General features: G+C 63.8%; 8 protein-coding genes. All 8 read left to right on the forward strand.

Annotated elements, in window-relative coordinates:
* Window positions 1-30 precede the first annotated feature (30 nt).
* Window positions 31-1455: an ActS/PrrB/RegB family redox-sensitive histidine kinase gene (locus K3728_18505; protein UWQ95620.1), complete on the forward strand. Its 1425-nt coding sequence runs from the start codon at window positions 31-33 to the stop codon at window positions 1453-1455.
* Between the two features lie 150 nt (window positions 1456-1605).
* Complete coding sequence (locus tag K3728_18510; GenBank protein ID UWQ95621.1) at window positions 1606-3228, forward strand: PAS-domain containing protein; 1623 nt, start codon at window positions 1606-1608, stop codon at window positions 3226-3228.
* 56 nt (window positions 3229-3284) lie between these two features.
* Window positions 3285-3803: a tRNA (adenosine(37)-N6)-threonylcarbamoyltransferase complex ATPase subunit type 1 TsaE gene (gene tsaE / locus K3728_18515; protein UWQ97629.1), complete on the forward strand. Its 519-nt coding sequence runs from the start codon at window positions 3285-3287 to the stop codon at window positions 3801-3803.
* A complete protein-coding gene (locus K3728_18520) occupies window positions 3800-4726 on the forward strand; it encodes a phosphotransferase (GenBank protein UWQ95622.1) in 927 nt (308 codons plus the stop codon). Before tsaE ends, K3728_18520 begins: the two co-directional genes overlap by 4 nt.
* The gene (locus tag K3728_18525) at window positions 4723-5403 is read left to right on the forward strand and encodes a nucleotidyltransferase family protein (protein ID UWQ95623.1); all 681 of its coding nucleotides are present in this window, start codon (window positions 4723-4725) and stop codon (window positions 5401-5403) included. The genes K3728_18520 and K3728_18525 overlap by 4 nt, the downstream gene beginning before the upstream one ends.
* Window positions 5393-8368, forward strand: coding sequence for a double-strand break repair protein AddB (gene addB, locus K3728_18530; GenBank protein ID UWQ95624.1), 2976 nt, complete (start codon window positions 5393-5395; stop codon window positions 8366-8368). Before K3728_18525 ends, addB begins: the two co-directional genes overlap by 11 nt.
* Entirely contained in the window at window positions 8361-11747 is a 3387-nt protein-coding gene (addA, locus tag K3728_18535) for a double-strand break repair helicase AddA (GenBank protein UWQ95625.1), read from the forward strand. Before addB ends, addA begins: the two co-directional genes overlap by 8 nt.
* A 63-nt stretch (window positions 11748-11810) precedes the next feature.
* Complete coding sequence (gene trxA / locus K3728_18540) at window positions 11811-12131, forward strand: thioredoxin (GenBank protein UWQ95626.1); 321 nt, start codon at window positions 11811-11813, stop codon at window positions 12129-12131.
* Window positions 12132-12247 lie beyond the last annotated feature (116 nt).

Genomic DNA, 12247 nt, shown 5'->3' on the forward strand with positions numbered 1-12247 from the left:
GCGCGTAGATGTGACAGGATGCCCTGCCCAATGGCGATAAGTGAGCCCGTATTAGACCCCGCCTTGCGGTTGGTCCAGCAAGACAGCCGCGTCGATTGGGTACGCCTGCGCACGCTGTTGGTTTTGCGCTGGCTGGCGATTTTGGGGCAGACCGTGGCCGTGGTGACGGCGGCGTTCTATCTGGGCCTGAGGGTGGAGCTTGGCCTGTGCTTTCTAGCCATCGGGGCCAGCGTCGCATCGAACCTTGTGGCGATGTATGTGTTCCCCGAAAATCAGCGCCTCAGCGACCGGGACGCGATGCTGACGCTGCTGTTTGACTTGGCACAACTGTCGTTCCTGTTGTTCCTGACGGGCGGGCTGAACAACCCGTTCTCGTTGCTGATCCTTGCGCCCGTCACGATCTCGGCCACGGCGCTGACCATGCGCTCTACGGTGATCTTGGGGCTTCTGGCGATCTTCCTCATCACCTGCCTCGCCCTGTGGCATTTGCCGCTGGTCAGCCTGACCGGAGAGGTCTTGGTGCTGCCCGGCCTGTTCACCGTCGGGTTCTGGGTGTCACTGGTGATCGGCATCTTGTTCCTGTCCGCCTATGCCCGCCGCGTCGCCTCGGAAACCCACCGGATGAGCCAAGCGCTGTTGGCGACGCAAATGGCGCTGGCACGGGAACAGAAGTTGACGGACCTTGGCGGCGTTGTGGCAGCGGCGGCCCATGAATTGGGCACGCCCTTGGCGACGATCAAACTGACAGCAACCGAGTTGATGGACGACCTGCAAGATCAGCCCCTTCTGGCCGAAGACGTGGCGTTGATCCGCGATCAAACGGATCGGTGCCGCGATATCCTGCGCTCTATGGGGCGGGCGGGGAAAGACGATATCCACATGCGGCGCGCGCCCCTGGAAGCCGTGTTGCAAGAAGCCGCAGAACCCCACTCCGATCGTGGGATTGCGCTGCATTTCGACGTCGATCCCGTGGGCGACATCGACGATTCCACCCCCGCGCCACAGCCGCAAATCTGGCGCAAGCCCGAGGTGATCCACGGCCTGCGCAATCTTGTGCAGAACGCAGTGGATTTCGCGGAAGAACAGGTCTGGATCGAGGCCGATTGGGATGAAAACTGCCTGATGGTCACGATCACCGACGATGGCCCCGGCTTCCCCCCTGACCTGCTTGGCCGCTTGGGCGATCCGTTCCTGCGGCGGCGCGACCGCGCCCATCAAGATCTGCGTCCCGGCTATCAGGGGATGGGTCTGGGGCTTTTCATTGCGAAAACGCTTCTGGAACGCTCGGGCGCGGGTGTGCGCTTCATCAATGCGGCGGACCCGTTTTTGACCTCGGACGACACGAAGGGCCGCTCGGGCGCGCGGGTTCAGGTCACATGGCCCAATGCCACAATTCTTGCCGAGAGCGCTCAGGCAAGCGGCGCATTGGGCCCCAACATGCCCATAATAGACTGAGATATAAGGACATTGTTTCCATTTTTGAAACGACGCACCTAATCCGCCGTTCAGCAATTAACTTGCCATTAACCGTTTTGCGCCAAGCTACCCCTCGGGGGAAAGAACGGGGTACCTGTGTTGGACAACGCGACAACTCTTATTTTTATAGTGATTACCTTTGCCACTGCCGCCATGGCCGTGGCGCTAACGACCCGACTTTTGGCCAGACATGGGCGCACACCTGCGCCGGATGGGGTGTCTCAAGGTGCGGCTATCGGCACCGATGTGCAGCGCCGTTATCGGTTTCGGGAAGGCTACTTGCTGTCCGATGTGGACGCCGACGATGCCTTTCTTGAGGCAGGCATTGATCGCACCGTCGCCTACAAACGGCTTGTCGCGGCGCTTTTGCCCCTGAGCCCGGACCTGAAATCTCATCTCTCAGCTTTGCACGATCGCAGTGATTCCTTCCTGATCGACGGGCGCATTGGCAATGATGCCGTGTTGATCGGCGGCCGGATGGAGGAAGACGACGTTATCACCCTCTCAATCGGTCCCGCCGATGAGAAGGAGGGGCGCCAAACGGTTGAAGCTGCCACGCTGCATGCCCTCAAGTCCGAGCTCTCAGACCTGCGCGCGGCCCTCGACACCGGGGTTGTCCCGATGTGGAAAGAGGATGAAAGCGCCCGTGTCACTTGGGCAAACGCGCCGTATTTCGACTTGGTCGAACGGCTCCGCGATGGGGAGGCTCCGGGTTGGCCATTGCCCCGCGTCTTTGCTTCGGAGTTGGATGCAAACCCGACAGAGGGCACCGTTCGGCGGTGCAAGATCGCCATGCCGGACCGGGATGAACCAACCTGGTACGAGGTGAGCCGTGATCTTTTGCCCGGCGGCGCAGCCCTTTTCACCGCGCAACCGGCCGACCGCCTTGTGCGGGCCGAAAGCAGCCTGCGTCAGTTCCTGCAAACCACCACCAAGACGTTCGCCGCCTTGCCCGTGGGCCTTGCCGTGTTTGACCGCAAACGTCAGCTTGTAACGTTCAATCCCGCGCTGGTGGCGCTGACTCAGGCGGGGGCCGAGTTTTTGTCGGCGCGGCCCGATCTGCGCTCATTCCTCGATCAACTGCGTGAGAAAAAGCGAATGCCCGAACCTCGCGACTACCGCAGTTGGCGCGATGAGATTGCCCAGCTTGAAGAAGACGCGGAAAACGGCACCTACCGACAGTTGTGGGAACTTCCCGAAGGCAAAACCTTCCGCGTGATGGGGCGCCCGCACCCCGACGGCGCGATTGCTTTCATGTTTGAAGATATCAGCGCAGAGGTCACCCTGACCCGTCAATTCCGCGCCGATCTTGAGATGTTTCAAGCTGTCCTTGATGCCATTCCCGCCGCGATTGCCGTGTTCCAAGCCGATGGCGCAATGATTGGCGCGAACGAGGGTTACGGCAGATTGTGGGGTCAAGACCCGCAAATCCTCGCGCAGATGCCACATCTGAACCAGGCCTGTCAGGAATGGGCCGATGGCTGCAAGCCCAGCTCGGTTTGGGGCGATATCCGGCAGTTTGTCGGCCACGAGGTAGAGCGCGCCCCTTGGGTGGAAGTGGTCGAGACAAAGGCCGGCATAAGGCTCGCGGTGCGCATGGCCCCCACGCGGGGCCGTGCCACGGTGGTCCAGTTTCTGCCCTTGGACGTCAGCCTGTCGGACCCATTGGCCGAGCTTGCCCCTGATACGGTCACCCCCCTTCTGGATGCTGCAAGGTCACAGGTTCCCGACGACACCAAACGCCGCGCGTAGAGTTTCGATTCAAATCCCCTGCGAACCGGTTTAGGTTGTGACCGATGACGCAGCCCATGATCTCTTTGCCGGAAACCGATGCCCCCGCGCTGCCCGATTGGGCCGTGATCGCCTCGGTTGATCTGCCCTCTCCCGATGCCACGGATGCCCTCGCCGCGCGGCTCGCGGTTTACCTTCGGGCGGGCGACACGTTGCTGTTGTCGGGCGGGCTGGGGGCCGGGAAAACCCACCTCGCGCGGGCCTTGATCCGGGCCTATCTGGGCAACCCGCTGGAGCCGGTTCCAAGCCCCACCTTCACTCTTGTGCAAACCTACGAAGGCGCAGGCGCGGCCCTGTGGCATTCTGATCTTTACCGTCTTGGCGATCCTTCCGAGATCGACGAACTGGGCCTGCTGGACGCCATGGATGATGCCATTTGCCTGATCGAATGGCCGGACCGACTGGCCCCCGACTGGCCCGAGAATGCCGCGCTCCTGCACCTTGAACGACGCGGCGATGACACCCGCGAAGCCGCACTTTTCGGGCCTGCGGGATCGGACCTCGCACAGCGTCTTGCGGCGGTGCTTCCGGAATGAGCCTCGCCCCATTTCTTGCGAGCGCCGGGTGGGCGGACGCCACGTCTGTACCCTTGGCGGGCGACGCCTCGACCCGGCGCTACCTGCGCCTGACCCTCGCGGACAAGACCGCCATCTTGATGGACGCGCCCTCTGCCACCGCAGCGGAACGCGCCAGCTACGCCGCCTTTCGCACCATCCGCGCGCACCTGCGCAGCATCGGCCTTTCCGCCCCGCAAGAGTTCCATGCAGATCCCGCCAAGGGCCTCATCCTGATGGAGGATTTGGGCGACCTCAGCCTCTCGCGCTTGCTGGAGAACACCCCTGACGCGGCCCGCGTGGCCTATGAGGCGACCGCGACCTTGATCGACCGCCTGAGGTCCGAGGCCCCGAAAAACCTCGCCGCGCCCAACCCCGAGGAAATGGCGCAGATGACCGCGCTTACCTTTGATTTCGTTGAAAGCAGCGACAGCTTGCGCGAAACGATATTGGCCGGGCTAACCGACGCGTTGAAGACTCATGCAGCGGGCGCGCGCACCCTGTCCCTGCGCGATGTCCATGCGGACAACCTGATGTGGTTGCCGGATCGCAGGGGTATCGCGCGGGTCGGCTTACTTGATTTCCAAGACGCGATGTTGCTGCCGCAGGGGTATGACCTTGCCTCACTGCTGGACGATCCGCGCCGCGTGGTTCCTGACGCGTGGCGGTCCGAGTTGATCGCCACCCACAGCACCCCCACCCGCATCGCCACGCTTTCGCTGCAACGCAACCTGCGCATTCTGGGCATCTTCCGGCGGCTTTCCACCGTCTATGGCAAGCCGTCCTACGCTGCCTATCTGCCACGCACCCGCACCCTTGTGGCGCGGGCCGCCAATACGCTGCCCGCCCTGCAACGACCCGTGGCCGAGTTGCTCGACCGAACTGCCCATTGGACCGCGCCATGAGCCTACCTTGCCTGATCCTTGCCGCGGGCTTTGGCACGCGGATGGGGGCGATGACCGCGACACGCCCGAAACCGCTGATCGAGGTCGCAGGGCGCAGCTTGCTGGATCACGCGCTGGACGCCGCAAGGGGCAGTGGCCCGATCACGGTGAACGCCCACTACCACGCCGATCAAATCGCGGCGCATCTGGCGGGCAAAGACGTGACGCTGCAACTGGAAACGCCCGATATTCTCGACTCCGGCGGCTCGGTGAAACGGGCCGCGCAGCAGATGGCCAAGGGCCCCTTGGCAACGCTTAATGCCGACAACGTCTGGACCGGAGAGGCTCCAATCCAACAGCTCGAAGCCGCCTTCGACCCTGCCAAAATGGGCGCGCTGCTGTTGCTGGTGCCTCGCGCCGAGGCCGTGGGCCGCATCGGCGGCGGGGATTTCGCCATGGCCCCCGATGGGCGGCTGAGCTTCGACAAATCGCCGGATACTTACGTCTATGTGGGGGCGCAAATCTTGGACCCCGGCCCTTGCCTATCGGACCCGCGCGATGTCTTCTCATTGCGCGATATCTGGCAGGGCTACGCGGCGCAGGGGCGCTTGTATGGCCTGGTTCACAGGGGCCGGTGGGCCGATGTCGGGCACCCTGACGGGATCACCATGGCCGAGGAAATGCAGCATGTTGTTTGAGCCGACCCCGGATGCCCGCGTTTTTGCGACGCCCCTTGGCGTGGATTTCTGCGCCTCGCTCATCACAGGGTTGGACGCGCTGTTGCAGGGCCAAGGGCCCGAGGCGATTGCGCGGGTCGAAATTCACGTCGCCAACGCCCGGATGCAGCGCCGGTTGCAGGCGCTTTATGCGCAGAAGGGGCCGGGGTTCCTGCCCCGTATTCGCCCGGTGTTGGCGCTGGCCGAAACCGCTGATCTGGAAGGGCTGGCCCCCGCCATGACGCCCTTGGCATTGCGGTTGGAACTGGCGCAGCTGATCGCCAAGCTGATCGACGCCAACCCCGATCTCGCCCCCCGAGCGGCGCTTTACGAGCTTGCCGACAGTCTGGCGGATTTCATGGGCGAAATGGTGGAAGAGGGCGTCACGCCCGACGAAATCGCCAATCTCGACATGGGCGACCATTCCGAACATTGGACCCGTGCGCGGGACTTCCTTGGCATCGCGCAACAGGTGATCGCGGCGGGCGACAGGCCCACGCCCGAGGCACGCCAAGCTATGGTTGTGGACCGTTTGATTGCTGAATGGCGGCGCAATCCGCCCAAGCATCCAGTGATCGTCGCGGGCTCTACCGGGTCACGCCGCGCCACGTTCCGGCTGATGGAGGCGGTGGCGAAGCTGCCCCAAGGGGCGGTGATATTGCCCGGCATCGACCGCGACATGCCAAGCGCCATTTGGAACGGCTTGTTGGACGGGCGACGCAAGGGCTTGGCGGGCGAAGATCACCCTCAATTCCGACTGGCGAAATTGCTCGATGCAATGGGGCTGGACCCGTCGCAGGTGCCGGTTTGGGGGCAGGAAACCCCGGCCGAGCCGCACCGAAACGCCGTTGTCTCGCTGGCGCTACGCCCTGCGCCCGTCACCAACCAATGGCGGACAGAGGGGCCGAGGCTTGCCGATGTGGGCGGCGCCATGGCCGGGGTGACACTGCTGGAAGCGCCCTCGCCCCAGATGGAGGCGACGGCCATCGCGTTGCGGATGCGAAAGGCGGTGCAGGACGGGCAGCGCACGGCCTTGGTCACCCCCGACAGGCGGCTGGCCCGCAAGGTCACGGCGCAATTGGATCGCTGGAATATCAAGCCCGACGACAGTGCAGGGCAGGTTCTAGCTCAGACCGCGCCGGGGCGTTTCCTGCGGCAGGTTGCCGAGGCGATGCACAGCCCCGTCACGTCCGAGGCGCTGGTCGCGCTATTGAAGCACCCCCTGTGCCATTCCGGCACGGAGCGGGGCGAACATCTGCGCCGCACCCAGGATCTGGAGCTGCAAGTGTTGCGCCGCGGCCTTGCCTTCCCTACCCGCGATGCGCTGAAGGATTGGGCCGAGGCCCGCGACAAAGACCCCGACGCGGTGGCTTGGGTGGACTGGCTGGCCACGCATTTGCTGGCTGAGGTGGACCGCGCCCCCCTGCCCTTGGCCGAGCGTCTGGCCCTGCACAAAGCCCGCGCCGATGCCTTGGCAGCGGGCTCAGGGCAACCCGATGCCGGAGAGTTATACGACAAAGAACCGGGCATCGAGGCCGCGAAACTGCTGCGCAATCTGGCAGCCGACGCGCCTTCGGCTGGCGCAATGTCGGCACGGGACTACGCCGATTTCTTCACCTCTCTCGCCCATGACCGGGAAGTCCGTTTTGCCCTGCGCCCCCATGCCGATGTGCTGATCTGGGGAACGCAGGAAGCGCGGGTTCAAGGGGCCGATGTCACCATCCTTGCCGGGTTGAATGAGGGCACATGGCCGCAAGCCGCCAGCGCCGATCCTTGGCTCAACCGTCCCCTCCGCGACAAGGCGGGCTTGCGTCTGCCCGACCGGGTGATCGGCCTGTCGGCGCATGATTTCCAGCAAGGCATCGCTGGCGGAGAGGTCTGGCTTTCACGCGCCAAGCGCGATGACGAAACGGACACAGTGCCTTCGCGTTGGTTGAACCGGTTGGTAAACCTGCTTGGCGGGGCCAGCGAGACGGCAGCGCAAGCGTTGGAGGACATGCGCGAACGGGGCGACAAATGGCTCGCGCTGTCTGAAACGCTCACCACCCCCGAAAAATCTGTCAAACCCGCCCCACGCCCCGCTCCGGCGCCGCAGAACATCACCCGCCTCACCGCGCTGTCGGTCACAGATATCGAGCGTTTGACCCGCGACCCCTACGCCATCTACGCCGCCCGCATGTTGCGCCTCAGGCCGTTGGACCCGCTGCGGGCCAGCCCCGATGCCCGTCTGCGCGGCACCGTGTTCCACAGCATCCTAGAGCAGTTCGTCAAAGCCACCCCCGTGACCCTGCCCCCCAACGCAAGCACCGTGTTCATGGAGATCGCCACCGAGGTGCTGGAACAACAGGCCCCCTGGCCCGCCGCCCGCTATCTTTGGCACCAACGGATGCAGCGGTTGCTGCCTTGGTATCTGATGCAAGAGGCCGATTTCCGGGACATTGCCGAGCCTTGGCTGCTGGAGGAACGCAAGGCATGGACTGTGCCGGGCCTATCGCTGACCCTCAGCGGGATCGCAGACCGGATCGACGCATTGCCCGGCGGGTCGGTGGCGATTTACGACTACAAGACCGGCAACCTACCCACCGACGGTATGGAAATCGCCTATAACAAGCAGTTGTTGCTGCTGGCCCTGATGGGTCAGGGCGGGGCCTTTGCGGAGCGTCCGTTGGACGTGGCGCGGCTGGCCTATGTGGGGCTTGGGACCAAGCCCGAGGTGCGGGTGCAGGAGTTTGACGCTGCGCTTTTGGCCGAGACCCAGAAAGGTCTGACCGAGTTGATTACCCATTACCGGCAACCTGACGCCGGTTTCCCGTCGCGGCGGTCACCCAAGAAAACCACCTATGGTGGCGATTACGACCACCTCGCCCGATTGGGGGAATGGGACGAAACCAAAGAGGCCGAAGTGATCCGCGTCGGCGAACAGCAAGGGGAGCGTGCCAATGGATGACGCCACCCGCGCCCAGACCCGCGCCGCCGATCCCGGCACCTCCACTTGGTTGGGGGCCAATGCCGGGTCCGGCAAGACCCGCGTGCTTACCGACCGCGTGGCGCGGCTGTTGCTCGACGGGGTGCCGCCTGAACGCATCTTGTGCCTGACCTACACCAAGGCCGCCGCGATGGAGATGCAGAACCGACTGTTCTCACGTCTTGGCGCATGGGCGATGAAGGACGATGCCGAACTGGCCGAAATGCTGGCCGCAATCGGCGTGCCGGGCGCAAGGCTGGAGCCCGCGCTTCTGGACGAGGCCCGCACGCTGTTTGCCCGCGCGATCGAGGCGCCGGGCGGGCTGAAGATCCAGACCATCCACTCGTTCTGCGCCTCGGTCCTGCGGCGTTTCCCGCTAGAGGCTCGCGTCAGCCCCGCCTTCACCGAAATCGACGACCGCGTGCAAGTTCGCCTGTTGGCCGACCTGCTGGACGACATGGCGGAAACCGACGATGGCCGCGAAGCACTTGGCCGTGTCGCGCCGTATCTGTCGGGCGATGATGGCGCGATGAGCTTGGCCCGCGCCGTTGCGGGTAAGGCAGAGGCCCTGAAGCAACCCGCCGATTGGGAAACGATCTGTGATTTTGCCGAGATTGATCCGGGGCTGACCGAGGCCGATATCATAAGCGCGGTGATTACGGGGGAGGAGGCCGAACTGGCGAATTTATTGCTCCCAAGTTTGGGGCCCAAGTACAACTTGCACATGGCCGCCTGTCGCGTGCTTCCCGGCTTTCCATGGGAACGCGCCACGCTCGGGGATTTAATAGGTCTTGAGCAATCATTTCTGAATGCCTCGTCATCTGCCACAGCCGTGCTTGGTGAACCTCGAGGAGGCCGATTTTTTACCAAAGCCGTCAAAGAGGCCATGGGGGACAGGTTAGACGATCTAATCGCGTTCATGGAGCGCATCGCAGAGGCACGGGTACAACGCACCGGGCTGATGACGGCGCAAATCACCCTCGCCCTGCACCAATTCGCGGCTCGGTTCCTGCCCCTGTACACCCGCGCGAAGGAGGCGCGGGGCTGGCTCGACTTTGATGACCTGATCGACAAGACCCGCAACCTGCTGAACAATTCCAAGGTGGCGCAATGGGTGCTGTATCGTCTCGACGGCGGCATTGACCATATTCTGGTGGACGAGGCGCAAGATACCTCGCCGCGGCAATGGGAAATCGTGCAGCGGTTGGCCGAAGATTTCGCCGCCGGAGAAGGGGCAAGGGAAGACGTACAGCGCACGATCTTTGTGGTCGGCGACAAGAAGCAATCCATCTATTCGTTCCAAGGCGCGGACCCGTCGGAATTCGACCGGATGCGTGACCATTTCGAAGCCCGCCTGCAAGAGATCAACGCCCCTTTTCAGGACGCCGCATTGATCCATTCGTTCCGCTCTGCCGCGCCGATCCTGGCGTTGGTGGACCGGGTCGCGGCGGGCCTTGGCGCGCCGGGGTTGGGTGATCTGGTTGAACACCGCTCGTTCTTCGGCACCAAGCCGGGGCGCGTGGACCTGTGGCCCGCGATTGAGCCGACCAAAGGCGGAGAGAAGCCCGCGTGGGACGACCCGCAGGATTTGGTCAGCGAGGATCACCATTCCTCGGTTCTGGCGCAGACCGTGGCCGAGCAGATTGGCGCGATGATAAACACCCCCCCGATGATCGAGGTGGAGGGCAAATCGCGCCCAGTCTCGGCGGGCGATATCCTGATCCTTGTGCGCCGTCGCTCTCCGCTGTTTCACAAGATCATTGCGGAGCTGAAGCAGTCGGGGCTGCCTGTGGCGGGAGTTGACCGATCTCAACTCACCTCGCCCTTGGCGGTGAAAGACCTGATGGCGCTGTGCCGGTTTCTGGCCACGCCCGAGGATGATCTGTCGCTGGCCTGTGTGCTGCGCTCGCCCCTGTGTGGGCTGTCGGAGGCGCAGCTATACGACCTTGCCCATGACCGCCCCGGCTTCCTTTGGTCAGCGATGCGCGACCGCGCCGCCGACTTCCCCGAGGCCCACGCGATCCTGAAAGACCTGCGCGACAACGCCGATTTTCTGAAGCCCTACGACCTGCTGGAACGCGCGTTGATCCGGCACAAGGGACGCACCCGCCTGATTGCCCGCCTTGGCCCCGAGGCCGAAGACGCCATGGATGCAATGCTGGCCCAAGCCCTTGCCTATGAGGCGACCGAGGTGCCCTCGCTAACGGGGTTCGTGGGTTGGCTTGATTCGGGCGACGTGCAGGTGAAACGCGATCTGTCGCAGGCCACCGGGCAAATCCGGGTGATGACGGTTCATGGGGCGAAGGGGCTGGAAGCGCCCGTGGTGATCCTGCCCGATTGTGCGCTACCGCGGGGCAACGCGGGCGCGGGCGTGCGGATTTTGGAACCCGAGGGCGGGCCGCTGATCTGGCAGCCAAGCAAGGGCAACGAAACCGATGCCGTTCTGGAAACCGTGGAGGCCAAAACGCTTCGCGAAACGGAAGAGGCGAACCGGCTGCTCTATGTGGCGCTGACACGGGCCGAAAGCTGGTTGATCGTGGCCGCATCGGGGCAGCTTGGCGCCGCGAGCAAACCGGCCTCCTGCTGGTACAAGATCGTGGCCGACGCGATGGAGGGGATGGGCGCTGTCCCCCTAAGCATCGCGGGCCTGCCCGAGACAGGCTTGCGCCTGCAATCGGGCCCTTGGCCTGAAGGTGAGAAGCCCGAGGCCAGCGATCACACCCGCGCCGTGTTGCCCGACTATGCCACCGCCGACGCGCCGCCCTCGGTCAAGGACAAGCCCGCGCGCAAACCCTCGGATCTGGGTGGGGCCAAGGCGCTGCCCGGCGTGGGCGACGACACGCAAACCGCCATGTTGCGCGGCACTGTCACCCATTTGCTGCTGGAACATCTGCCCCGCCTGCCCGAACCCGCTTGGCCCGCCGCCGCCCCTGGCATCGCGGCGCTGGAAGCCCCGGACCTGACGCCGGACGCGCTTTCCCCGATGTTGGAAGAGGCCACGCGCGTGCTGACCGATCCGGCGCTGTCGCATCTGTTTACCGATGCCTCCCTCGCGGAGGTAGAGGTCACGGGGTATTCCGACACGCTGCAATCGGACGTGATGGGCATCATCGACAGGCTGATCGTAACGGACGAGAAGATCACCGCAGTGGACTTCAAAACCAACGCCACGGTGCCCGCCAGCGCCAAGGACACGCCCGAAGGGGTGCTGCGCCAGATGGGTGCTTATGCAGAGCTGTTGGCCACGATCTACCCCGACCGCGAAATCGCGACCGCGATCCTTTGGTCACGTAGCGGCACTTTGATGGCACTGCCACACGATATCGTGTCTGACGCGCTCAAACGCGCAAGCAGTGCTTGACGGTCCGGGGCACCGTCCATAGGTTCTGTGCCCGACATAACCCCGCCTGGAGGGCACAAAGCCATGGCTACCACTGCCGTTACCGACGCCACTTTTGACACCGAAGTGAAGCAGTCCGACATCCCCGTTGTTGTTGATTTTTGGGCCGAATGGTGTGGCCCTTGCAAACAAATCGGCCCCGCTCTGGAAGAGCTTTCCGCCGAATACGAGGGCCGCGTGAAGATCGTGAAGATCAACGTGGACGAAAACCCCAACTCTCCCATGCAACTGGGCGTGCGCGGCATTCCTGCGCTGTTCATGTTCAACGGCGGAGAGGTCGTTTCCAACAAAGTAGGCGCCGCCCCCAAAGCCGCCCTGCAAAAGTGGATCGACGAAGCCGTCTAAGGCCCGTTTCAGCAATATTCTTGAAGGGCGTCCTGATCTTGCATCGGTGACGCCCTTTTTTGTTGCGAAATGCTCGTTTCCGCACCTGCGGCGGTTTGACCATTTCCGCTTACTTC

The organism is Rhodobacteraceae bacterium M385 (assembly GCA_025141835.1).
Lineage (GTDB): Bacteria > Pseudomonadota > Alphaproteobacteria > Rhodobacterales > Rhodobacteraceae > Gymnodinialimonas.